The organism is Cryobacterium sp. N22 (genome assembly GCF_002929555.1).
Lineage (GTDB): Bacteria > Actinomycetota > Actinomycetes > Actinomycetales > Microbacteriaceae > Cryobacterium.
Genome location: NZ_PJJP01000039.1, coordinates 114,196 through 139,848, shown reverse-complemented (window position 1 = coordinate 139,848; position 25,653 = coordinate 114,196). Strand labels below are relative to the sequence as shown.

The window sequence follows — 25,653 nt, the reverse complement described above, 5'->3', positions numbered from 1 at the left end:
TCATCCCACCCGGTCCACGGTTTCCGCCCTCCATTTCGGGCGGAGTGGCTTCTCTTCTTCCCGCGGGCCAACGTCGTCCCCACCTGCCAGTCATTTTGTGAGGACGGTCTAATGACGCAGCAACCCCTCTTCTCCAGGTTCAGTAGTGTTCCCCCAGCACAGGGGCTCTACAACCCGCACGACGAACGCGACGCCTGTGGTCTCGCCATGGTCGCCACCCTGCGGGGTACGGCCGGACACGACATCATCACGCGGGCGCTCGACGCGCTGCGCAACCTCGAGCACCGCGGCGCCGTGGGTTCCGACGCCGGAACGGGCGACGGCGCCGGGATCGTCACCCAGATCCCCGACGACTTCTTCCGCGCCGTGTCCACGTTCGGATTGCCCGACGCCGGCCGGTACGCCGTCGGCAACGTCTTCCTGCCCACCGAGCCCACCGCCCGCAGCGCGGTCAAGAGCGCCATCGAGGCCATCGCGAGGGAAGAGAACCTCAACATCCTCGGCTGGCGCGAGGTCCCGGTACGGCCCGACGAGGTCGGCAACCTGGCACGCGCCGCGATGCCCGCCATCCAACAGCTCTACGTATCCAGCAACCGCACCGCCGAGGACGGCCTGCCCCTGGCCGGCATCGACCTCGACCGCCAGGCCGTCAGGTTGCGGAAGCGTGCCGAACGCGAGGTGGAGACCTACTTCGCGTCGTTGTCCTGCCGCACCATCGTCTACAAGGGCATGGTCACGACCCTCCAGCTGGAGCCGTTCTACCCCGACCTGTCCGACGAACGCTTCACCTCGAAGCTGGCGCTGGTGCACTCGCGGTACTCCACCAACACCTTCCCGTCCTGGCCGCTCGCCCAGCCGTTCCGGATGATCGCGCACAACGGCGAGATCAACACCGTGCAGGGCAACCGCAACTGGATGCGCGCCCGCCAGTCGCAGCTCGAATCCGAGCTGCTCGGCGACCTGAACCCGCTGTTCCCGATCGTCACCCCCGGCGCCAGCGACTCGGCGTCATTCGATGAGGTCGTCGAACTGCTGAGCCTGTCCGGCCGGTCGCTGCCGCACGCCGTGATGATGATGGTCCCGGAGGCCTGGGAGAACCAGCCCGACCTTGACCGTGACCGTCGCGCCTTCTACGAGTACCACTCCATGTTGATGGAACCGTGGGACGGCCCCGCCGCCATCGTCTTCACCGACGGCACCCTCGTCGGCGCCACCCTGGACCGCAACGGTCTGCGGCCCGGCCGCTACGTGATCACCGACGACGGACTCGTCGTGCTGGCCAGCGAGATCGGCGTCATCGACGTCGACCCCGCCCGGGTGGTCCGCAAGGGCCGCCTGCAGCCCGGCAAGATGTTCCTCGTCGACACCGAGGCCGGCCGCATCATCGAAGACGAGGAGATCAAGGGTGACCTCGCCGCCAGCGAGCCCTGGGGCTCCTGGCTCGACGCCGGCCGGATCAACCTCAAGGACCTGCCGGAACGGGAGCACATCGTGCACCCGCCGGCATCCGTGGTCCGCCGCCAGCGCACCTTCGGCTACACCGAAGAAGAGGTGCGCATCCTGCTGGCCCCGATGGCCCGCAACGGCGCCGAGCCGCTCGGCGCGATGGGCAGCGACACGCCCATCGCGGTCCTCAGCGAACGCCCCCGGTTGCTCTTCGACTACTTCACCCAGCAGTTCGCGCAGGTGACGAACCCGCCGCTGGACTCGATCCGGGAAGAGGTCGTCACCAGCCTCAAGCTCGGCCTCGGCCCCGAACTCAACCTGCTCGCCGCCGGGCCGGAGCACGCCCGCCAGGTCGTGCTCGACTTCCCGGTGATCGACAACGATGAGCTGGCCAAGATCCAGCACATCGACACGTCGCCGGGCAGCCGCACCACCACCACCATCCGCGGTCTGTACAGGTTCGACGAGGGCCCCAGCGCTCTCTCCAACCGGGTCGAGGAAATGTGCCACGAGGTCGACGCGGCCATCGAGGACGGCGCGCTCTTCATCGTGCTCTCCGACCGGGACAGCACCAAGGACCTGGCGCCCATCCCGTCGCTGCTGATGATCGCGGCCGTGCACCACCACCTCATCCGCACCGAGAACCGCCTCAAGGTGGGCATCGTCGTGGAAGCCGGTGACGTGCGCGAGGTGCACCACGTGGCGCTCCTCATCGGCTACGGCGCCAGTGCGGTCAACCCGTACCTGGCCATGGAGACCTGCGAGGACCTCGTGCGCAGCGGCTTCATCACCACCGTCACGCCGGAAAAGGCCGTGAAGAACGTGATCAAGGCCCTCGGCAAGGGCGTGCTCAAGATCATGTCCAAGATGGGTATCTCCACGGTCTCCTCCTACGCCGGCGCGCAGACGTTCGAGGCCGTCGGCCTCAACCAGGCGTTCATCGACCAGTACTTCACCGGCACCACGAGCAAGCTCGGCGGCGTCGGGATCGACGTGATCGCGGCCGAAAACCTGGAACGCCACACCGGCGCCTACCCGCCGGATGCCGCCGTCACCGTGCACGAGCGTCTCGCCACCGGTGGCGAATACCAGTGGCGCCGCGACGGCTCCCCGCACCTGTTCAACCCGGAGACCATCTTCAGGTTGCAGCACTCCACCCGCACCCGTCGCTACGACATCTTCAAGGAGTACACCAAGCTCGTCGACGACCAGTCGGAGAGCCTGATGACGCTGCGCGGCATGTTCGCCTTCAACATCGGGCAGCGGAAGCCCGTGCCCATCGACGAGGTCGAATCGGTCGCGTCGATCGTGAAGAAGTTCTCCACCGGCGCGATGAGCTACGGCTCCATCTCGCAGGAGGCGCACGAGACCCTCGCCATCGCCATGAACCGGCTGGGCGGCAAGTCCAACACCGGTGAGGGCGGCGAAGACCTCGACCGCCTGCTCGACCCGGAACGGCGCAGCGCCGTCAAGCAGGTCGCGTCCGGCCGGTTCGGTGTCACGAGCATGTACCTGACCCACGCCGACGACATCCAGATCAAACTCGCCCAGGGCGCCAAGCCGGGGGAGGGCGGCCAGCTGCCGCCCACCAAGGTCTACCCGTGGGTCGCCCGCACCCGGCACGCCACCGCGGGTGTCGGCCTGATCTCGCCGCCCCCGCACCACGACATCTACTCGATCGAAGACCTCAAGCAGCTGATCTTCGACCTCAAGCGGGCCAACCCGACCGCGCGCATCCACACCAAACTGGTCAGCCAGTCCGGTATCGGTGCCGTCGCGGCCGGCGTCGCCAAGGCGCTTTCCGACGTGATCCTGGTATCGGGACACGACGGCGGCACCGGCGCGAGCCCGCTCAACTCGCTCAAGCACGCCGGCACACCCTGGGAACTCGGCCTGGCCGAGACCCAGCAGACCCTGATGCTGAACGGGATGCGCGACCGCGTCGTGCTCCAGGTCGACGGTCAGCTCAAGACCGGCCGTGACGTCATCATCGGCGCCCTGCTCGGTGCTGAGGAGTTCGGTTTCGCCACCGCCCCTCTCATCGTCGAGGGCTGCATCATGATGCGGGTCTGCCACCTGGACACCTGCCCGGTCGGCGTCGCAACCCAGAACCCCGAGCTGCGCAAGCGCTTCAGCGGTAAGGCCGACTACGTGGTGAACTTCTTCGAGTTCATCGCCCAGGAGGTACGGGAATACCTCGCCGAGCTCGGCTTCAGGAGCCTCGACGAGGTCACCGGTCGCAAGGAACTGTTGAACGTGAACGGCGCCCTCAACCACTGGAAGGCATCCGGGCTCAACCTGGGGCCGATCCTGGTCGGTCCCGACTTCTCCGCCGGTGAACCCCGGCGCTCGAGCCGGGAGCAGGAGCACGAACTCGACGAGCACTTCGATGTCGAGCTCATCAGGCAGAGCGCCAACGTGCTCGAGCACGGCGGCCACGTCTCGATCGCGCTGCCGATCCGCAACACCGAACGCGCCGTCGGCACCATGCTCGGCCACCAGGTGACCCTGCGGCACGGCGAGAACGGCCTGCCGGCCGGCTCCATCGACGTGACCCTGACCGGGTCGGCGGGGCAGTCCCTGGGCGCGTTCCTGCCCAGCGGCATCACCCTGCGCCTCGAGGGCGACTCCAACGACTACGTCGGCAAGGGCCTCTCCGGCGGGCAGATCGTCGTGCGCCCCGACCGCGGCAGCGTCTTCGCCGCGGAGGAGAACGTGATCGCCGGAAACGTGATCGGTTACGGCGCCACCCTGGGCAGCATGTTCATCCGCGGCATCGTCGGTGAACGGTTCCTGGTGCGCAACTCCGGCGCGACCGCCGTCGTCGAGGGGGTGGGCGACCACGCCCTCGAGTACATGACCGGCGGACTCGCCGTGATCCTCGGCGAGACCGGCCGCAACCTCGGCGCCGGCATGTCCGGCGGAACCGCCTACATCTACCGGCTACGCCCTGAGCTCGTCAACCGTGACTCGCTGGACTCCGGCGAACTCACGCTGCTGCCACTCGGCAGCGCCGACATCGAAATCGTCGGCGACCTGCTGGAACAGCACCTGGAACAGACCGATTCTGTTCTGGCCGCGCGGCTCCTCGCCGACCGCGACACGACAATGAAGAACTTCGTCAAGGTACTGCCGCGTGACTACGCAGCCGTCCTGGCGACGAGGCAGAGCGCCGTGGCCGAGGGGCTCGACCCCGACGGCGACGTGGTCTGGAACCGTATCTTGGAGGTAACCAATGGCTGACCCGAAGGGATTCCTGAAGACCACGGACCGGGAACTCCCTGCCCGTCGTCCGGTGTCCATCCGTTTGATGGACTGGAAAGAGGTCTACGAAGCCGGCGACTCTGCCGTGCTCAAGCGCCAGGCCGGCCGCTGCATGGACTGCGGCGTGCCGTTCTGCCACCAGGGCTGCCCGCTGGGCAACCTGATCCCTGAGTGGAACGACCTCACCTGGCGTGACGAGGGCCGGCAGGCCATCGAGCGTCTGCACGCAACGAACAACTTCCCCGAGTTCACCGGCCGGCTCTGCCCGGCACCCTGCGAGTCGGCCTGCGTGCTCGGCATCAACCAGCCGGCGGTGACCATCAAGCAGGTCGAGGTCTCGATCATCGACCAGGCCTTCGCCGAGGGCTGGGTAACCCCCCAGCCGCCCGGCCGGCTCACCGGCAAGACCATCGCCGTCGTCGGCTCCGGACCGGCCGGCCTCGCCGCCGCACAGCAGCTGACCCGGGCCGGCCACACCGTGGCCGTGTTCGAACGTGACGACCGCATCGGCGGCCTGCTGCGCTACGGCATCCCGGACTTCAAGATGGAGAAGAAGCACCTCGACCAGCGCCTGTCCCAGATGACCGCAGAGGGCACCCGCTTCCGCGCCGGCGTCAACATCGGTGTGGACATCACCTGGACCGACCTGCGGGCCCGGTACGACGCCGTCGTCATCGCGACCGGCGCCATGGTGCCCCGCGACCTGCCGATCCCGGGGCGCGACTTGCCCGGGGTGCATTTCGCGATGGAATACCTCGTCCAACAAAACAAGGTGGGTGCCGGCGACACCGTCGACAACCAGATCCTCGCCGAAGGCAAGCACGTCGTTGTCCTTGGCGGCGGCGACACCGGTGCGGACTGCATCGGCACCGCGAACCGTCAGCTCGCCGCCTCGGTGACCAACCTCGCCATCGGCAAGCAGCCCGGCGACAGCCGCCCGGAGCACCAGCCCTGGCCGATGTCGCCGACCCTGTTCGAGGTGTCCAGCGCCCACGAAGAGGGCGGCACCCGGGAATACCTCGCGTCCACCATCGAGTTCCTGGCCAATGAGGCCGGCGAGGTGCGCGCCATCCGGGTCGCCGAAACCGAATATCTCGACGGCCGACGGGTGCCCAAGGCCGGAACCGAACGCGAGATTCCCGCTGATCTGGTGTTGCTGGCACTGGGCTTCACCGGCCCCGACAGCACCGAACTGACCCATGATCTGCATCTGCCCCTCGACGACCGGAGTAATGTCGTTCGTGATGGTGATTACCAGACCAGCCACGAGGGTGTTTTCGTTGCCGGAGATGCAGGCCGAGGTCAGTCGCTCATCGTATGGGCTATCGCCGAAGGACGCGCTGCTGCGGCAGCCGTCGATCGGTATCTCGAAGGCGAGACTCAACTGCCCGCCCCGGTGAAGCCGACGGATCATTCGTTTGCCATCTGAGCGAACGAACTGACTCCGCTGCCCATTTCTCTCCAACCAACCGAACGCACCAATGCGCCACACCGGCGCGGAAACCGGAGATCCACCAGTATGAGACGCGCGAAAATCGTCGCCACCCTCGGGCCGGCAGCATCCAGCTACGAACAGATCCGCGCCATTATCGACGCCGGCGTAGACGTCTGCCGCATGAACCTGAGCCACGGTGACTACACCGTGCACGAGGGCGTTTACGCCAACATCCGGAAGGCAGCCAACGACTCCGGCCGTGCCGTCGCCGTGATGGTCGACCTGCAGGGCCCGAAGATCCGTCTGGGCAAGTTCGAGGGCGGTCCGTACGACCTCGCCGTCGGTGACATCTTCAAGATCACCACCGAGGACATCCTCGGCACCAAGGAACTGTCCGGCACGACCTACAAGGGCCTGCCGAACGACGTCAAGCAGGGGGACTTCCTCCTGATCGACGACGGCAAGGTCAAGGTCGAGGTCGTCGAGACCGACGGCACCGTCGTGACCACGAAGGTCATCGTCGCCGGCCCGGTGTCGAACAACAAGGGCATCAACCTGCCCGGCGTTGCCGTCAACGTGCCCGCCCTGTCCCTCAAGGACGAGGCCGACCTGCGTTGGGGCCTGCGTCTGGGCACCGACCTCATCGCGCTCTCCTTCGTGCGCAACGCTGAGGACATCGACCGGGTTCACGAGATCATGGCCGAAGAGGGCCGCAAGGTCCCCGTCATCGCCAAGATCGAGAAGCCGCAGGCCGTCGAGGCCCTCGAGGGCATCGTCGACGCGTTCGACGCGATCATGGTCGCCCGTGGCGACCTGGGCGTCGAGCTTCCGCTCGAGGCCGTGCCGATCGTGCAGAAGCGCGCCGTCGAACTGGCCCGCCGCATGGCGAAGCCGGTCATCGTCGCGACGCAGATGCTCGAATCGATGATCCACAGCCCCGTTCCCACGCGCGCGGAGACGTCTGACGTCGCCAACGCCGTGCTCGACGGTGCTGACGCGGTCATGCTCAGCGGCGAGACCAGCGTCGGCGAGTACCCGGTGGTCACCGTGCAAACGATGGCGCGCATCGTGAAGTCGACCGAGGAACACGGCCTGGAGCGGATCGCACCGCTCACCAACAAGCCGCGCACCCAGGGTGGTGCCATCACGCTGGCCGCCATCGAGGTTGCCGAGTTCGTCGAGGCCAAGTACCTCTGCATCTTCACCGAGTCCGGCGACTCCGCTCGCCGTATGGCGCGCCTGCGCTCCTCGATCCCGATGCTGGCCTTCACCCCCGAGGCGAGCATCCGCCGTCGCCTCGCGCTGACCTGGGGCGTGCAGACGTACCTGGTCGACCGGGTGACCCACACCGACTCGATGTTCGGTCAGGTCGACGACATCCTGCTCGGCCAGGGCCTGGCCGAGATCGGCGACAAGGTCGTGGTGATCTCCGGATCCCCTCCCGGAATCGCGGGTTCGACGAACGACATCCGGGTTCACCGCATCGGTGACGCCCACAACGGTGTCGCTCCGGCGTACGCCCAGCAGTAAGCAGCACGACAACACCAGCCCCGCGGAGAAATCCGCGGGGCTGTTGTCGTTCCCGCCCCGAGCGGCCACTGAGCGGCCGTGCACGGCCGATGGGCGCCTGTGCGCCCGTACGAGGGCCAGACGGCCGAATGGGGGCAACGACGGCTGAGATGGGCCTGTGCGGGCGTTGAAGGCCTGGCTGCCGGGACGGAAAAGTCGTCTCGAGGGCAGAAACACCGCACGCCCGCCGCCGGTCGAACCGGGCAACGGGCATGCGGTGAAGTGGTACCGGTGGTGGGACTCGAACCCACACGTCCTTTCGAACAAAGCATTTTGAGTGCTCCGCGTCTGCCATTCCGCCACACCGGCTCACAACACCTGCACCAGAATACCGTAGGCTTTTGGCTGTGACCGACCAAGAGACTACTCCAGTACCCCCCCGCCGCGTCGTCGTAGCGGAGGATGAATCCCTCATCAGGCTCGACATCGTCGAGATCCTCCGAGACAACGGATTCGAAGTGGTGGGCGAAGCCGGCGACGGCGAGACCGCTGTGGCCCTGGCCACCGAGCTCCGCCCCGACCTGGTGATCATGGACGTCAAGATGCCCCACCTCGACGGGATCTCCGCCGCGGAACGCATCACCAAGGCGCACATCGCCCCCGTCGTGCTGCTCACCGCGTTCAGCCAGAAGGAACTGGTCGAGCGCGCGAGCGAGGCCGGCGCCCTGGCGTACGTCGTGAAGCCGTTCACGCCGAACGACTTGCTGCCCGCGATCGAGATCGCCCTCTCGCGGTACAGCCAGATCATCACGCTCGAGGCCGAGGTCGCCGACCTTGTCGAACGTTTCGAGACCCGCAAGCTCGTCGACCGGGCCAAGGGCCTCCTCAACGAGAAGATGGGCCTGACCGAGCCGGAGGCGTTCCGCTGGATCCAGAAGGCGTCCATGGACCGCCGCCTGACCATGCACGACGTCGCCCAGGCGATCATCGAACAGCTCTCTGCCAAGAAGAGCTAGCAAAAAACAGCTAGCGCTAGCACCAGCGTCACGAAAAAGCGGGTCCCTTACGGTGAGGGACCCGCTTTTTCGTGCCGTGCGGATCAGCTCGCTGCGGGCTGGTCCAGGATCAGGTTGGTGATGCGGATCGTCGAACAGCGCCGGCCCGCGTCGTCGGTTACCACGATCTCGTGGGTGGTCAGCGTGCGCCCCAGGTGAATCGGGGTGCACACGGCTGTGACGTACCCGGAGGTGGCCGAGCCGGTGTGGCTGGCGTTGATTTCGATGCCCACGGCGAGCTTGCCAGGGCCGGCGTGCAGGTTGGCCGACATCGACCCGAGCGACTCGCCCATCACCACGTAGGCGCCGCCGTGCAGCAGCATCGCCGGCTGGGTGTTGCCCTCGACGGGCATCCGCGCCACCGCCCTCTCGAGCGAGAACTCGGTGAACTCGATGCCCATCTTGTCGGCCAGGTCGCCGGCGCCGCGCGCCTTCGTCCAGGCGAGGAAGTCGGTGGTGCTCTCGGACGGGTTCTGCTCGGTCATGGTCACCCTCGTGGCTCGGCTCAGCCCCACCGGAGGCGGCTTGTAGGCTGGGACTGTGTCGGAATCAAAAAAGCCTACCCTGATGATCATCGATGGCCACTCGCTGGCCTACCGGGCCTTTCATGCCCTCCCCATTGACAGTTTCCAAACCCGGGACGGGCAGCACACCAACGCCATCCACGGTTTCCTGTCGATGCTGCTGAGCCTGCTCCGCACCGAGAATCCGAGCCACATCGCCGTGGCGTTCGACATCTCGCGGTACTCGTTCCGCACCCGCGACTACCCGGAGTACAAGGGCACCAGGGCGATCACCCCGTCGGAGTTCAAGGGCCAGGTTCCCCTGCTCCAGGAGGCGCTCAAGGCGCTGAACATCACGACCCTGACCAAGGACGACTACGAGGCCGACGACATCCTCGCGACCCTCTCGGTGCGTGGCACCGCCGAGGGCTATGACGTATACGTGGTGTCTGGCGACCGGGATACCATCCAACTGGTCAACGAGACCGTCACCCTGCTCTACCCGGCCAGCCAGGGTGTGTCGGCTCTCACCAGGTACGACCCGGCCAAGGTGCGCGAGAAGTACGGCATCGCCCCCGAACAGTACCCGGACATCGCCGCGCTCGTCGGCGAGACCAGCGACAACCTGATCGGCATCAGCAAGGTCGGCGAGAAGACCGCCGTGAAGTGGCTGGAGCGGTTCGGTAGCCTCGACGCGATCCTCGAGCACGCCGACGAGATCACCGGCGTGGTCGGCGCCAACCTGCGCGAACAAAAGGACAACGCGATTCGCAACCGCCGGCTCAACCGGCTGGTCACCGACCTCGACCTGCCCGTCGAGCTGCGCGACCTGGTGCGCGGACCGATCGACGAGGACGCCGTGCGCGAGGTCTTCGGCCGCCTGGAGTTCCGCACCCTGCTGGACCGGGTGATCAAGCTCGAGGGCAACGGCAACGGCAACGGGACCGCCACCGGTGATGCGACTGTCGCGGCTGCCCCGGTCGCCGAGGTCCCCGCGGCGGCGAAGGCTCCGGTGCAGCGCGAACTGCTCGACGAGGAACTCGCCACCTGGTTGGACCGGGTGACCACGAGCGGCACCGCCCTCTCCGTCACCGTGGAGCTCCTCAACGGCCTGCCCATCGGATTCGGCCTGGCCACAGCCACCGAGACCGCGACGGTGGCCTGGCAGCCCGGCCGGGCCGACTACCTGCCGCTTGAGGAATGGCTGGCCGGCCCCGGCCCCAAGGTCATGCACGACGCCAAGCCGCAGGTCAAGGCCCTCACCCGAGCCGGCCTGGTCCTGAACGGATTGGCCATCGACACCCTCGTGGCCGGTTGGCTGCTGCGCCCGGGCGGCCCGGACAAGACCCTGGCCGACCTCGTCAAGCGTTACCTCGACGAGACGCTGCCCGTCGTCGACCCCAACCAGCTGGTGCCGGATGAGAGCGTCGCCGGCGGCGTCGCCGTTGACTCCTGGTACACGGTGCGGCTCGCCGCGACCCTGGCCGCCCTGCTCGACGAGGGTTCACGGACCGTGCTGACCGACATCGAGATGCCCACCCTGATGACGCTGGCCGGCATGGAGCTGGCCGGCGTGGCGGTCAACCACACCGAACTCGCCGCGCTGTCGGTGCAGCTGGGCGACACCGCCGCGGAGCTCGCGGCCGGCGCCTACGCCCAGATCGGCCGCGAGGTCAATCTCGGTTCGCCCAAGCAGCTTCAGGAGGTGCTCTTCGACCAGCTGGGCATGCCCCGCACCCGGGCCAACAAGACCGGCTTCACCACGGATGCCGGCGCCCTCGCCGACCTGCAGGCCAGCAACCCGCACCCGTTCCTCGACCTGCTCCTGAAGCACCGGGACGCCACCAAGCTGCGCCAGATCGTGGAAACCCTGGACAGGGCCATCGACGACACCGGCCGCATCCACACCACCTATGTGCAGATCGGCACCGCCACCGGCCGGATCTCCTCCACCGACCCGAACCTGCAGAACATCCCCGTCCGCACCGAGGAAGGCCGCCGCATCCGGGCCGCGTTCCACGCCGGGTCCGGCTCCGAGAGCCTCCTCACCGCCGACTACTCGCAGATCGAGATGCGCATCATGGCGCACCTCTCCGAGGACGCCGGCCTGATCGAGGCGTTCAACGCCGGCGAAGACCTGCACCGATTCGTCGGCGCCAGGGTCTTCGGCGTCGCGCCTGAAGACGTGACCGGAGAGATGCGCAACAAGGTCAAGGCCATGTCGTACGGCCTCGCCTACGGGCTCAGCGCCTTCGGCCTGTCCAAGCAGCTGCGCATCGAATCGCGCGAGGCCAAACAGCTCATCAATGACTACTTCGCCAGGTTCGGCGCCGTACGCGACTACCTGCGCCGGGTGGTCGAGCAGGCCAAGGTCGACGGGTACACCACGACGATCTTCGGCCGGCGCCGACCGTTCCCCGAACTGAACAGCCCCAACCGGGTGCTGCGGGACAACGCCGAACGGGCCGCGCTGAACGCACCCATCCAGGGCTCGGCCGCCGACCTGATGAAGATCGCGATGAACAACATCGCCGAGGACCTGCGCGAGCAGGACCTGCAGAGCCGCATGATGCTGCAGGTGCACGACGAACTGATCTTCGAGGTGGCGCCGGGGGAGTGGGACGCCCTGCAGCACGTGGTCACCCAGCGGATGGAGTCCGCGGCCGATCTCCTGGTGCCACTGGACGTGCAGGTGGGCCGCGGAGCCAACTGGGACGCCGCAGCGCACTGACCTGGACCATGTCCTAGGCTCGGGGGATGACTCTGAACGAAGGCCGGACACCCACCCCCGTCGACCAGATCGCCGAGGGGTGGGTCGACACCATGGTGTCGCTCGATCCCACCGTGGGCACCTATATCGGCCGGTCTGCCGACGGATCGGGTTTCGCGGACTACTCGCCGGACGGACACGCGGCGTACGTACGGGCCGCGACAGACACCATCCGGCTTCTCGACGACACGGTCCCGGTCGACGACGTGGACAGGGTCACCCACGCCGACCTGCGCAGCACCCTCGCGCTGGACCTGGAGAGTTCCGACGCCGGCCTGCAACTGCGCGACCTCAACGTCATCGCCTCACCCGCGCAGGGCATCCGCGAGGTCTTCGACCTCATGCCCACCGACACTGTCGAGGACTGGCGCAACATCTCCGCGCGCCTGGGCGCCGTGCCTGCGGCCATCACCGGCTACATCGAGACCCTGCGACTGGGCATCGACCAGGGCATCACGCCGGCCCGCCGGCAGGTGCGAGAGGTGCTCGGCCAGGCCAGGCGCAACGCCGCCAACGACGGGTTCTTCAACCACTTCGTCGCCGAGGCCGGCCTCGAAAACGGTTCCCTGCCGGCCTCCCTGGCCACCGACCTCGGTGCCGGGGCCCACGCGGCAGCTACCGCCTACGAGCGGCTGGCGACGTTCCTCGCCGACGAGCTCGCGCCACGTGCCACCGAGCAGGATGCCGTCGGCCGGGAGCTCTACGCGTTGAGGTCGCGGCACTTCCTCGGCGCCACCATCGACCTCGACGAGACGTACGAGTGGGGCATCGCGGAACTGGCCCGCATGACCGAGGAACAGGAGAGCGTGGCCAGGCAGATCAAGCCCGGAGCCACCGTGCTCGAGGCGATCGCCTTCCTCGACACCGACCCGGCCCGGAAGCTGCACGGCACCGACGCCCTGCAGCGCTGGATGCAGGAGACCAGCGACAGGGCCGTCGCCGAACTCGGCGCAACCCAGTTCGACATCCCCGAGGAGATCCGCCGCCTGGAGTGCATGATCGCCCCCACCCAGGAGGGCGGCATCTACTACACCGGACCCACCGATGACTTCTCCCGCCCCGGCCGCATGTGGTGGTCGGTGCCCGCCGGTGTCACCGAATTCGACACCTGGCGAGAACTCACCACGGTCTACCACGAGGGAATCCCCGGTCATCACCTGCAGATCGGCCAGGCGGTCTACAACCGGGCGTCCCTCAACACCTGGCGCCGCCAGCTGGCCGGCACGTCGGGCCACGCGGAGGGCTGGGCGCTCTACGCCGAACGGCTGATGGAACAGCTGGGCTACCTGGACGACCCCGCCGACAGGCTCGGCATGCTCGACGGGCAGCGGATGCGCGCCGCCAGGGTCGTGCTCGACATCGGGGTGCACCTGGGCAAGAAGGTGCCGGACGGGTCGCAGACCTGGACCGCGGACTACGCCTTCGACTTCCTGGCCAGGAACGTGAACATGAACGAGGGCTTCGTGAAGTTCGAGGTGAACCGGTACCTGGGCTGGCCCGGCCAGGCGCCCTCGTACAAGGTGGGCCAGCGCATCTGGGAACAGCTGCGCGACGACGCCCAGGTCCGCGAGGGAACCGCCTTCAGCATCAAGGAGTTCCACCGCCGTGCCCTCGACCTCGGCGGGGTCGGCCTCGACACCCTCGAATCGGCGCTGCAGAACTAACCCGGTGCCCATGCCGTCGCCGTACGAGGTCGCCCTCGGTGGTGACCTGACGGGACTGTACCCGCAGCTTCGCGCCTACTTCGCGGCCATCCCGGCCGGGCGGCACGGCCTGGGCCGGGGGACCTTCGACAGGGTCGGCACCCCGCGGCGCTGGCTGTGGCCGGTTCTGGCGCTGCTGGCCCGCGACGGCGTGCTGTTCCCGGTCTGGGAACACGACGTGCCATTCCTGGTCGTGAACCGGCCGGGACCCGACCGGGTGGATGCTGTGCGTCGCTTCGAATTCCCGGCCGGGTCCCGCGACATGATCGATGCCATCGGTGCGGATGCCGGCGGCCTCGCCGACCGCCTCGGTCGGAGTGGACGCCTGGAAACCCGCCTTGACGCCCGCATCGTCGACGGTGCCCTGCACCTGGATTCCACTGGGGTATTCGTGCACCTCGCCGGTCACCGGGTGCCGGTTCCACGGCTGTGCGCGCCCCGCGTGCACCTGACGGAACGCTTCGACGACGGCGACACGAGGCAACACGTGCAGGTCACCGTCACGCTGCCGCTGGTCGGCACCGTGTACGAATACTCCGGGTCGTTCCGGTACTCGATCGAAGAAGGGTGAAATGGCCCTCCGTCGTCGCCACGAACGGGTTGCCGGTGCCCGCCCGAAACAGCTAAGCTTTACTGTCACGCTTGTGACGAATTAGCCGCTGCCAGTCGCGGATCTTGAATACGTATCGCACGACCTTCCCTTCTGGCCCGAATATGTCCATCCTGGAGCAACTACTACATGACAATCGCAACGACCGAACGGGCACCCAAGCAGGTCGCCATCAACGACATCGGATCTGCTGAAGACTTCCTTGCCGCGGTCGAAAAGACTCTGAAATTCTTCAACGACGGCGACCTCATCGAGGGCACCGTTGTGAAGATCGACCGCGACGAGGTTCTCCTCGACGTCGGCTACAAGACCGAGGGTGTCATCCCCTCCCGCGAGCTCTCCATCAAGCACGACGTCGACCCCTCTGAGGTCGTCAAGGTCGGCGACCTGGTCGAGGCACTCGTTCTTCAGAAGGAAGACAAAGAAGGCCGTCTCATCCTGTCGAAGAAGCGCGCTCAGTACGAGCGTGCATGGGGCGACGTCGAGAAGATCAAGGAATCCGACGGAGTCGTCACCGGTTCGGTCATTGAGGTCGTCAAGGGCGGGCTCATCGTCGACATCGGCCTGCGCGGCTTCCTGCCGGCATCGCTCATCGAGCTCCGCCGTGTTCGCGACCTGACCCCGTACCTGGGCCAGGAGATCGAGGCCAAGATCCTCGAACTCGACAAGAACCGCAACAACGTCGTCCTGTCGCGCCGCGCCCTGCTCGAGCAGACGCAGTCCGAGAGCCGCACCACGTTCCTCAACAACCTCCAGAAGGGACAGGTCCGCAAGGGCGTCGTCTCGTCGATCGTCAACTTCGGTGCGTTCGTCGACCTGGGTGGCGTTGACGGCCTGGTTCACGTCTCCGAGCTCAGCTGGAAGCACATCGAGCACGCCAGCGAGGTCGTCGAGGTCGGTCAGGAAGTCACCGTCGAGATCCTCGAGGTCGACCTGGACCGCGAGCGCGTTTCCCTGTCGCTCAAGGCCACGCAGGAAGACCCGTGGCAGGTCTTCGCCCGCACCCACGCCATCGGCCAGGTTGCACCGGGTAAGGTCACCAAGCTCGTCCCCTTCGGCGCGTTCGTTCGCGTTGCAGAGGGCATCGAGGGCCTGGTCCACATCTCCGAGCTGTCCGGCAAGCACGTCGAACTCGCCGAGCAGGTTGTCTCTGTCGGCGACGAGGTGTTCGTCAAGGTCATCGACATCGACCTGGAGCGTCGCCGCATCTCGCTGAGCCTCAAGCAGGCCAACGATGGTGTCGACCCCGAGGGCACCGAGTTCGACCCGGCACTCTACGGAATGCTCACCGAGTACGACGACCAGGGCAACTACAAGTACCCCGAGGGCTTCGACCCGGAGACCAACGAGTGGCGCGAAGGCTTCGATTCCCAGCGCGAGAAGTGGGAGCAGGACTACGCTGCAGCCCAGGCTCGCTGGGAAGCCCACAAGAAGCAGGTCGCATCCGCGAACGACGAGATCATCGCCCCCGGCGATGTCGCGTCCGCAGCCGGCAACTCGTTCACCAGTGAGGCTGCCGGAGCCGGCACCCTCGCCGACGACGAGGCGCTTGCCGCACTGCGCGAGAAGCTGTCCAGCAACAACTAGAAGCTGGCAACAACTAGAAGCTGGCAACAACTAGAAGCAGGCAACAACTAGAACAGGCCGGACCCTTCGGGGTCCGGCCTGTTCCGGTTAAGCAGCGCCCCTCCGTTAGCATGGGGCGGTGTACTTGATTGGACTGACCGGCGGGATCGCATCGGGTAAGAGCACCGTGGCGAAGCGATTCGCCGAGCACGGAGCCCTGGTGATCGACGCCGACCAACTCGCCAGGGCCGCCGTGGCGCCGGGCACCGATGCTCTGGCGCACATCGCTGACATCTTCGGCCCCGAGGTCATCGCCGAAGACGGCAGCCTCAACCGTGCCCGCCTGGGCTCGATAGTGTTCGGCAACCCCACCGCCCTCAGCGTGCTCAACAACGTGGTCCACCCCGCCGTGCGGGCGCTCTCCAGCGCGGCCATCGCCGCCGCCGAGCTGGCCGACCCCGACGCGGTCGTCGTCTACGACGTCCCCCTGTTGGTCGAGGCGTCCGTCGGCCACCCCTTCGACCTGATCGTCGTCGTCCACGCCGAAGCCGAGACCCGGGTTCGCCGCATGGTCGAGTTGCGGGGCATGCCGGAGGCGGACGCCCGCAGCCGCATCAGCGCGCAGGCCGGTGACGCCGACCGACTCGCCGTCGCCGACGTCGTGATCGACTCGATGGGTTCCCTCGACGACACCCTGGCCCAGGTGGACCGGCTGTGGGACTCACAGCTGCGAGCGCACCACCGGCCGGCCCACTCCGACTCCGGTGTCGGTGGCGCTCCTTAGACTGGAAGCATGGAACCTACCCGCGCCGTTCATCCCTTCGAGGTCGTGAGCGAGTACACGCCCAGCGGCGACCAGCCCGGCGCCATCGCCGAACTCACCGGCCGGATCAACGCCGGTGAGACCGACATCGTGCTGCTCGGCGCCACCGGAACTGGCAAGTCCGCGACCACCGCGTGGCTGATCGAGCAGGTGCAGCGCCCCACCCTGGTGCTCGCGCACAACAAGACCCTGGCCGCACAACTCGTGAACGAGTTCCGCGAACTGATGCCCAACAACGCCGTCGAGTACTTCGTGTCGTACTACGACTACTACCAGCCAGAGGCCTACGTGCCCCAGACCGACACCTTCATCGAGAAGGACTCCTCGATCAACGAGGAAGTCGAACGACTCCGGCACTCCACCACCAACTCGCTGCTCAGCCGGCGCGACGTCATCGTCGTCTCCACGGTGTCGTGCATCTACGGCCTGGGCACCCCCGAGGGGTACCTGGAAGCCATGGTGGCGCTCCAGGTGGGCCAGAAGGTCAACCGGGACTGGCTGATCCGCAAGTTCGTGGCCATGCAGTACCAGCGCAACGACGTCGACTTCTCCCGCGGCCACTTCAGGGTGCGCGGCGACACCATCGAGATCATCCCGATGTACGAAGAGCTCGCCATCCGCATCGAGATGTTCGGTGACGAGATCGAGGCGCTCTACAGCCTGCACCCGCTCACCGGCGATGTCGTGCGGAAGCTCGACGCCGTATCGGTGTTCCCCGGCTCCCACTACGTGGCCAGCACCGACGTCATGCAGCGGGCCATGGTGACGATCAAGGAGGAACTGGCCGAGCGGCTCGAGCAGTTGGAACGCGAAGGCAAGCTGCTGGAAGCACAACGCCTGCGGATGCGGACCACCTTCGACCTGGAGATGATGGAACAGATCGGCTTCTGCTCCGGCATCGAAAACTACTCCCGGCACATCGACGGGAGAAGCGCGGGGGAGCCCGGGCACTGCCTGCTCGACTACTTCCCCGACGACTTCCTCGTGGTCATCGATGAGTCCCACGTGACGGTGCCGCAGATCGGCGCCATGTTCGAGGGCGACTCCTCACGTAAGCGCACCCTGGTGGAGCACGGATTCCGGTTGCCCAGCGCGCTGGACAACCGCCCGCTCAAGTGGAACGAGTTCAAGGGCCGGGTCGGCCAGACCGTCTACCTCTCCGCGACCCCCGGCAAGTACGAGATGGGCATCGCCGACGGCATCGTCGAGCAGATCATCCGCCCGACCGGGCTGATCGACCCGCAGATCGTCGTCAAGCCCTCGGCCGGCCAGATCGACGACCTGCTCGAGCAGATCCGGCTGCGCGTCGAGCTCAATGAGAGGGTGCTGGTGACCACCCTGACCAAGAAGATGGCCGAGGAGCTCACCGACTTCCTCACCGAGGCCGGTGTGCGGGTGCGCTACCTGCACTCGGATGTCGACACCCTGCGCCGGGTGGAGCTGCTCACCGAGCTGCGCCAGGGCCTGTACGACGTGCTCGTGGGCATCAACCTGCTCAGGGAGGGCCTTGACCTGCCCGAGGTGTCCCTGGTGGCCATCCTCGACGCCGACAAGGAAGGGTTCTTGCGCTCGTCGACCTCGCTGATCCAGACCATCGGTCGCGCCGCCCGCAACGTATCCGGCGAGGTGCACATGTACGCCGACCGGATCACCGACTCGATGGCACGGGCCATCGACGAGACCGACCGGCGCCGGGAGAAGCAGGTGGAGTACAACACCGTGAACGGCATCGATCCCACGCCACTGCGCAAACGCATCGCCGACATCACCGACGTGCTCGCCCGCGAGGAGGCCGACACCGCGGAGCTGCTGGCCGGCCGCGACGCCCGGCGCCGCAGCCCCACCCCGTCGATGCGCCAGGGCCTGGCCGCGAACGGTGCGAACGATCTCGAATCGATCATCGCCGACCTCAACGCCCAGATGCTCGAGGCCGCCGGCGAGCTCAAGTTCGAGTTGGCCGGACGGCTGCGCGACGAGGTCTCCGAGCTCAAGCGAGAGCTGCGCCAGATGGAGAAGGCCGGCCACCTCACCTAGACGGTCGCTGCCGGGGCCGCTGGTGGCACTGCAGTGTCGGTGGCACTGCATAGACTCGAATGGTGTCAATTTCCAAGGTAGAGCAGGGCTCTCAACTCAGCGTCCGTGGTGCACGTGTGCACAATTTGCACAACGTCAACCTCGACATTCCCCGCGATTCGCTCGTGGTGTTCACAGGTCTATCGGGGTCGGGCAAGTCATCGCTCGCCTTCGATACGATCTTCGCGGAGGGCCAACGGCGCTACGTCGAATCCCTCTCGGCGTACGCGCGTCAGTTCCTCGGGCAGGTCGACCGGCCCGACGTCGACTTCATCGAGGGACTCAGCCCCGCCGTGTCGATCGACCAGAAATCCACCAACCGCAACCCACGGTCCACAGTGGGCACCATCACCGAGATCTACGACTACATGCGCCTGCTCTGGGCGCGTATCGGTGTGCCGCACTGCGCCGTCTGCGGTGAGGTCATCCAGTCGCAGACCGTGCAGCAGATCGCCGATCAGCTCATGGAGCTGGAAACCGGCGTGCGCTACCAGATCCTGAGCCCGCTCGTGTCGCAGAAGAAGGGCGAGTTCGTCGACCTGTTCAAGGAGCTCGCCGCCGGCGGATACTCCCGGGCAATGGTCGACGGCACCCAGATCCAGCTGACCGAACCGCCCACGCTGAAGAAGCAGCTCAAGCACGACATCTCCGTGGTCGTCGACCGGCTCGTCGCCGGCCCCGACCTGCTCAGCCGGCTGACCGACTCCCTGGAGACGGCGCTCAAGCTCACCGACGGACTCGTGCAGATCAACTTCGTCGACCTCACCGGCGACGAGGCCTGGCAGAGCTATTCCGAGAAGCTCTCCTGCCCGAACAACCACCCCGTGCAGCTCACCGAGATCGAACCGCGCACCTTCTCGTTCAACGCGCCGTTCGGCGCCTGCCCCGAATGCTCCGGCCTGGGCACCCGCATGTCGGTGGACGAGGACCTGCTCCTCGGCGACCATGACCTGAGCATCTCCGAGGGTGTGGTGCTGCCGTGGACCACCCAGGGCAAGGGCCTCTTCCAGTACTACGAGAAGCTCCTGGACGGGCTTGCCCGCGACCTCAAGTTCTCGCTCGACACCCCGTGGAAGAAGCTCCCCGCCGAGGTGCGCACCGCGGTCATGCGCGGCGACAACTTCGAGGTCAAGGTCAAGTGGAAGAACCGTTACGGCCGGGAGATGAGCTACACCTCGGGTTTCGAGGGCGTCGTGCCCTACATCGAGCGCCAATTCCTGCAGGCCGAAACCGACACCCAGCGCCAGCGCTGGGGGGAATACCTGCGCGAGGTGGCCTGCCCCGTCTGCGACGGCACCCGGCTCAAGCCCGAGGTGCTCGCCGTGCTCGTCCACGACATGAGCATCGCCGACATCTGCCGGCTCAGCCTCGCCGATGCCCGGGACTTCATGGACAAGCTCGAACTCACCGAGCGTGAGAAGACCATCGCCGCGCAGGTGCTGCGCGAGATCAAGGTGCGCCTGGACTTCCTGCTCCGGGTGGGCCTGAACTACCTCAGCCTGGCCCGTGCGGCCGCGACCCTCTCCGGCGGCGAAGCCCAGCGCATCCGCCTGGCCACCCAGATCGGTTCAGGACTGACCGGGGTGCTCTACGTCCTGGACGAGCCCAGCATCGGGCTGCACCAGCGCGACAACCGGCGCCTGATCGAGACGCTGGTGGCCCTCCGCGACCTGGGCAACACCCTCATCGTCGTGGAACACGACGAGGACACCATCAAGACCGCCGACTGGGTCGTCGACATCGGACCGGGCGCCGGAGTCAACGGCGGCCACGTCGTGCACTCGGGGTCCTACGCCGACCTGCTCACCAACACGAAGTCCCTCACCGCCGACTACCTCTCCGGCCGCAAGTCGATCGCGACCCCGGCGACGCGTCGGCCGCTCGACCCCGAGCGTGAGATCACCGTGGTGGGTGCCGAGGCGAACAACCTCAGGAAGGTCACGGTCAAGTTCCCGCTGGGCGTCTTCACCGCCGTCACCGGTGTCAGCGGGTCCGGCAAGTCATCCCTCGTCAACGACGTGCTGTACAGGGTCCTCGCCAACCGGCTCAACGGCGCACGGAAGCTGCCCGGCCGGCACACCAAGGTCACCGGTCTCGAACAGCTCGACAAGGTGATCCACGTCGACCAGGCCCCGATCGGACGCACCCCACGCTCGAACCCGGCCACCTACACCGGCGTGTTCGACAAGATCCGCAACCTGTTCGCCGAGACCATGGAGGCCAAGGCCCGCGGATACCTGCCCGGTAGGTTCAGCTTCAACGTCAAGGGCGGCCGCTGTGAAGCCTGCTCCGGCGACGGCACCATCAAGATCGAGATGAACTTCCTGCCCGACGTGTACGTGGCCTGCGAGGTCTGTGGGGGAGCACGGTACAACCGCGACACCCTCACCGTGCACTACAAGGGCAAGAGCATCGCCGAGGTCCTGGACATGCCGATCAGCGAGGCCGCGGAGTTCTTCGAACCGATCTCGGCGATCCACCGGTTCCTCAAGACCCTCGTCGAAGTGGGCCTCGGCTACGTGCGCCTGGGTCAGAGCGCGACGACGCTCTCCGGCGGCGAGGCCCAGCGGGTCAAGCTGGCCACCGAGCTCCAGCGCCGCTCCAACGGCCGCAGCGTGTACGTTCTCGACGAGCCAACCACCGGCCTGCACTTCGAAGACGTGCGTAAGCTCCTGCTGGTACTGAACAGCCTCGTCGACAAGGGCAACACCGTCATCGTCATCGAGCACAATCTCGACGTGATCAAGTCGGCCGACTGGGTCATCGACCTGGGCCCCGAGGGTGGTTCCGGCGGCGGCAAGGTGCTCGCCACCGGCACCCCGGAGCACGTCGCTGCCGTGAAGAAGAGCCACACCGGAACATTCCTGAAGGAGGTCCTCGCCGCACGGTAGGCGCAGGAGGAACATGTCTGACGCTCTGAGCTATCGCCCCAAGCCCGGGGAGATCCCCACCGAACCCGGTGTCTACCGGTTTCGTGATGCCTCCCACCGGGTGCTGTACGTCGGCAAAGCCAAGAACCTGCGTGCGCGGCTGAGTAACTACTTCGCGCCGCTGAGTAGCCTGCACGAACGCACCCGGCGAATGGTGACGACGGCGACCAGCGTCGAATGGACGACCGTGGGCACCGAGATCGAGGCGCTCCAGCTCGAGTGGACCTGGATCAACGAATTCGACCCGCCGTTCAACGTGCAGTTCAAGGACGACAAGTCATACCCGTACCTCGCGGTGACCCTGGCGGACGAGGCGCCCCGCGCACTCGTGACTCGCACCGAGGGCATCAAGGGTGCCCGCTACTTCGGGCCGTACCCCAAGGTGTGGGCGGTGCACGAGACCATCGACCTGATGCTCAAGGCCTTCCCGATCCGCACCTGCAACAACGCCAACTACAAGCGCGCCATGCAGTCAGGCAAGCCCTGCTTCGCCGGCCAGATCGGCCGGTGCTTCGGCCCGTGCTCCGGCAAGGTCAGCATCGAGGAACACCGCACGATCGTGAACGAGTTCGTGAGCTTCATGGGCAGCCAGGATCGCAAGCTCATCAACAGCCTCACGGCCCAGATGAAGGACGCCGCCCTCGCCCAGGACTACGAGACGGCCGCCCGCCGCCGGGACCAGGTGAAGGCGCTCAACGCCGTGCTGGAGAAGAGCGCCGTGGTGCTGCGCGACAACGTGGACATCGACCTGTTCGCGATCGAACAGGACGAACTCGCCGCGGCCGTGCAGCTGTTCATCGTGCGCGGCGGGCGCATCCGCGGTGTACGCGGCTGGGTCGTCGACAAGGAACTCGACCTGAACATCAGCGAACTGATCGACTCGATCATGCAGACCGCCTACACCGGGGACGCCGTACCGCCCCGGGAAATCGTGCTGCCGGAGCTGCCGGACGACGCCGACGCCCTCGAGGGCTGGCTGGGGGAGATCGCCCACCGCAAGGTGCGGCTCGTCGCCGCCCAGCGGGGCGAGAAGGCCGCCCTGCTGGCCACGGCCACTCAGAACGCCAAACAGGCGCTGATGCTCTACAAGACCCGGCGCAGTTCCGACTTCGTCGCCAGGTCGAAGGCCCTGGAAGACCTTCAGGAGGCACTGGGCATGGAATCCGCCCCGCTCCGGATGGAATGCTACGACGTGTCCCACCTCGGCGGCACCAACATCGTGGCGTCGATGGTGGTCTTCGAAGACGGGCTGCCCCGCAAGGACGAGTACCGCAGGTTCGGCGTTCCGGAGTCGACAGACGACACCGATTCGCTCTACCGGGTGCTCACCCGGCGGCTGGCCTACCTGGTTCCCGACGACGCCACCCCGGACGCTCTGCCGAAGGGTGGCGTTATCGCGGTGCCGGCCAACCCGCTCGACGGCCTGTCCATCGAGGAAGCCTCCGGTGCTGACCAGCCCGCCGACGAGGCGGATCCCGCCGCGAAACGGGCGAAATTCCGCTACCAACCGAACCTGCTCATCGTGGACGGCGGTCAACCGCAGGTCGCGGCCGCGGCCCGCGCGCTGCGCGAGTCCGGAGTTCAGGGCATCACCCTGTGCGGCATCGCCAAACGGCTGGAAGAAATCTGGCTGCCAGATTCCGAATACCCGGTGATCCTGCCGCGCAACAGCGACGCCCTGTTCCTTATCCAACGCATCCGCGATGAGGCGCACCGCTTCGCCATCACGCACCAGCGCGCACGGCGGAAGCGTGACATCAACACGATCCTCGGAGAAATTCCCGGGTTGGGGCCCGCCCGCATCAAGGTGCTGCTGGTGCACTTCGGGTCGGTCACGCGGCTGCGGGAGGCGTCAGTCGACTCGATCGCCGAGATCCGGGGCATCGGACCGGCCCTCGCCGAGGGCATCCACCGGCACCTGCGCGCCTGAAGCTGCCCCCCGGTCGGTAGGCTAGACATTCACTAACTTCGACCGAAGGCGTAATCCAGCATGAGCACGGAAACCGAAAAGCAGGAAATGCTGATCGTTACCGGCATGTCCGGCGCCGGACGATCGACCGTTGCGAACGCGCTGGAGGATCTCGGCTGGTACGTGGTCGACAACCTGCCGCCGCAGATGCTCCGCCCCCTCGTTGAGCTCGTCGGACGGGCCGGCACCAGCCTGCCCAAGATCGCGGCCGTCGTCGACATCCGTGGCCGGGACTTCTTCGGCGACTTCCAGGAACTCGTCCAGGCGTTGCGAAGCGGCACCCAGGTCCGGGTCATCTTCCTCGAAGCGCGCGACGATGTGCTGGTTCGCCGATTCGAGGCGGTTCGGCGCCCCCACCCGCTGCAGGGCGAGGGAACGATCCTGGACGGCATCTCGGCCGAGCGCACCCGGCTGGCCGTCGTGCGTGAATCCTGCGACATCGTCATCGACACGTCAGATCTCAACATCCACCAGCTCGCCACCACGATCACCGAGCGTTTCGCCGCGGAGAACGCGGCCGGGCTGCACCTGACGGTGATGAGTTTCGGGTTCAAGTACGGGCTGCCCACCGACGTCGACATGGTCGCCGACGCCAGGTTCCTGCCCAATCCATTTTGGATCCCCGAGCTTCGCTCGCACACCGGCCTCGACCCCGAGGTCAGCGAGTACGTGCTCGGCCAGGACGGCGCGCGTGAGTTCATCACCAGCTACGCGGCCGCCGTCCGACCGGTACTCGCCGGTTACCAGCGCGAGAACAAGCGACATGCCACCATCGCCATCGGATGCACCGGCGGCAAGCACCGCTCGGTGGCCATGGCGAGGGAACTCGCCGGTCTGCTTCAAGAATTTCCCGGCGTCGCGGTGAGCCTCAAGCACCGCGACCTCGGACGAGAATAACGACACGGCGTGCCGTCCAGCGTGACGGCCTGCCCGAACAACAGAATGGAATGACGATTGGCACTCACCATCGACGTCAAAGATGAACTAGCCCGCGTCGAGGTTTCGAAGACCACGGTTCGCGCGGCCGAACTGGCGACGATCCTGCGTTTCTCCGGCGGTCTGCACATGATCTCCGGTCGCATCGCCATCGAGTCGGAACTCGATACCCCCCTGCTGGCCCGCCGCGTGCGCAAGGACCTCGCGGAACTGTACGGCGTGCGCAGCGACGTGTCAGTGATCACCGCGTCGGGGCTCCGCCGCACCAACCACTACCTCGTGCGAGTGCTCGACGGCGGCGAAACCCTGGCCAGGCAGACGGGCCTGCTCGACGCCCGCCGCCGTCCCATCCGGGGGCTGCCCAACCGCCTGACGACGGGCTCCAAGGAGGAGATCGCCGCGGTCTGGCGTGGCGCCTTCCTGGCGACGGGGTCGCTGACCGACCCGGGCCGCTCCGCCGCCCTCGAAGTCGTCTGCCCGGGCAACGAGGCCGCCATGGCCATCGTGGGTGCCGCCGGGCGGCTCGGCATCGTCGCGAAGGCCCGCGAGGTACGCGGCGTACACCGCGTCGTCATCCGTGATGGCGACGCGATCGGCGCGATGCTCGTGCAGATGGGCGCCGCGGAAACCGTGCTCAACTGGGAAGCGCTGCGCCAACGCCGCGAGGTGCGCGCCACGGCCAACCGCCTGGTGAACTTCGACGACGCCAACCTGCGCCGCTCCGCCCAGGCGGCGGTCGCGGCCTGCGCACGGGTCGACCGGGCCATGGAGATCCTCGGCGAGGACATCCCCGAACACCTGCGCTACGCGGGGGAGCTGCGCCTGTCCTTCCGCGACTCCAGCCTGGACGAGCTCGGCCACCACGCCGACCCGCCCATGACCAAGGACGCTGTGGCCGGCCGGATCCGGCGCCTCCTGGCGATGGCCGACAAGAAGGCCGTCGACCTGGGCATCCCCGGCACCGACGCGAACCTGCCGGCCGATCTCGACGACGTCTGATCGGTTGCCGGTTGTCCGCCCACCCCTCAGCGGGCGGCCTGCACACCGGTAAGAGGGGACTA

15 protein-coding genes and 1 tRNA gene are annotated in these 25,653 nt (G+C 67.0%); 14 read left to right on the top strand and 2 right to left on the bottom strand.

The window, feature by feature from the left end:
• Window positions 1–111 precede the first annotated feature (111 nt).
• The 3 genes from gltB to pyk all read left to right on the top strand — a co-directional run bounded on the left by gltB (window position 112) and on the right by pyk (window position 7,675).
• The gene (gene gltB / locus CXY76_RS16045; protein ID WP_104166310.1) at window positions 112–4,689 is read left to right on the top strand and encodes a glutamate synthase large subunit; all 4,578 of its coding nucleotides are present in this window, start codon (window positions 112–114) and stop codon (window positions 4,687–4,689) included.
• On the top strand, window positions 4,682–6,139 hold the full coding sequence (locus CXY76_RS16040) for a glutamate synthase subunit beta (protein WP_104166308.1): 1,458 nt from the start codon (window positions 4,682–4,684) through the stop codon (window positions 6,137–6,139). The genes gltB and CXY76_RS16040 overlap by 8 nt, the downstream gene beginning before the upstream one ends.
• A gap of 90 nt (window positions 6,140–6,229) precedes the next feature.
• Window positions 6,230–7,675 (top strand): pyruvate kinase, encoded by a 1,446-nt coding sequence (gene pyk, locus CXY76_RS16035; protein ID WP_104166306.1) that lies wholly within the window; start codon window positions 6,230–6,232, stop codon window positions 7,673–7,675.
• A gap of 262 nt (window positions 7,676–7,937) precedes the next feature.
• Here the strand turns inward: pyk and CXY76_RS16030 are convergent.
• A tRNA-Leu gene (locus CXY76_RS16030) sits at window positions 7,938–8,023 on the bottom strand.
• A 38-nt stretch (window positions 8,024–8,061) separates the two neighbouring features.
• On the opposite strand from CXY76_RS16030, the gene CXY76_RS16025 reads away from it, so the two are divergent.
• Window positions 8,062–8,670 carry an ANTAR domain-containing response regulator gene (locus CXY76_RS16025; RefSeq protein ID WP_104166304.1) on the top strand — a complete coding sequence of 203 codons (609 nt, stop codon included), beginning with the start codon at window positions 8,062–8,064 and terminating at the stop codon, window positions 8,668–8,670.
• A gap of 83 nt (window positions 8,671–8,753) precedes the next feature.
• Here the strand turns inward: CXY76_RS16025 and CXY76_RS16020 are convergent, their stop codons facing one another.
• Window positions 8,754–9,194, bottom strand: coding sequence for a PaaI family thioesterase (locus CXY76_RS16020; RefSeq protein ID WP_104166302.1), 441 nt, complete (start codon window positions 9,192–9,194; stop codon window positions 8,754–8,756).
• A gap of 82 nt (window positions 9,195–9,276) precedes the next feature.
• Between CXY76_RS16020 and polA the strand changes: the two genes are divergently transcribed.
• The 10 genes from polA (at window position 9,277) to whiA (ending at window position 25,591) form a co-directional block, all read left to right on the top strand.
• Complete coding sequence (gene polA, locus CXY76_RS16015; RefSeq protein WP_233199951.1) at window positions 9,277–11,943, top strand: DNA polymerase I; 2,667 nt, start codon at window positions 9,277–9,279, stop codon at window positions 11,941–11,943.
• Window positions 11,944–11,969: 26 nt separating this feature from the next.
• Entirely contained in the window at window positions 11,970–13,646 is a 1,677-nt protein-coding gene (locus CXY76_RS16010; protein WP_104166298.1) for a DUF885 domain-containing protein, read from the top strand.
• A 10-nt stretch (window positions 13,647–13,656) separates the two neighbouring features.
• Complete coding sequence (locus CXY76_RS16005; protein WP_104166296.1) at window positions 13,657–14,256, top strand: DUF4166 domain-containing protein; 600 nt, start codon at window positions 13,657–13,659, stop codon at window positions 14,254–14,256.
• Between the two features lie 168 nt (window positions 14,257–14,424).
• A complete protein-coding gene (gene rpsA / locus CXY76_RS16000) occupies window positions 14,425–15,882 on the top strand; it encodes a 30S ribosomal protein S1 (RefSeq protein WP_088456256.1) in 1,458 nt (485 codons plus the stop codon).
• Window positions 15,883–16,000: 118 nt separating this feature from the next.
• Window positions 16,001–16,645 carry a dephospho-CoA kinase gene (coaE, locus tag CXY76_RS15995; protein WP_104166294.1) on the top strand — a complete coding sequence of 215 codons (645 nt, stop codon included), beginning with the start codon at window positions 16,001–16,003 and terminating at the stop codon, window positions 16,643–16,645.
• A gap of 9 nt (window positions 16,646–16,654) precedes the next feature.
• Window positions 16,655–18,718: an excinuclease ABC subunit UvrB gene (uvrB, locus tag CXY76_RS15990; RefSeq protein ID WP_104166292.1), complete on the top strand. Its 2,064-nt coding sequence runs from the start codon at window positions 16,655–16,657 to the stop codon at window positions 18,716–18,718.
• Between the two features lie 59 nt (window positions 18,719–18,777).
• A complete protein-coding gene (uvrA, locus tag CXY76_RS15985) occupies window positions 18,778–21,648 on the top strand; it encodes an excinuclease ABC subunit UvrA (RefSeq protein WP_104166290.1) in 2,871 nt (956 codons plus the stop codon).
• Between the two features lie 13 nt (window positions 21,649–21,661).
• Window positions 21,662–23,617 (top strand): excinuclease ABC subunit UvrC, encoded by a 1,956-nt coding sequence (gene uvrC / locus CXY76_RS15980; protein ID WP_104166288.1) that lies wholly within the window; start codon window positions 21,662–21,664, stop codon window positions 23,615–23,617.
• Window positions 23,618–23,677: 60 nt separating this feature from the next.
• A complete protein-coding gene (gene rapZ, locus CXY76_RS15975) occupies window positions 23,678–24,553 on the top strand; it encodes an RNase adapter RapZ (protein WP_104166286.1) in 876 nt (291 codons plus the stop codon).
• 57 nt (window positions 24,554–24,610) lie between these two features.
• On the top strand, window positions 24,611–25,591 hold the full coding sequence (gene whiA, locus CXY76_RS15970) for a DNA-binding protein WhiA (RefSeq protein ID WP_104166284.1): 981 nt from the start codon (window positions 24,611–24,613) through the stop codon (window positions 25,589–25,591).
• The last annotated feature ends 62 nt before the right edge of the window (window positions 25,592–25,653 follow it).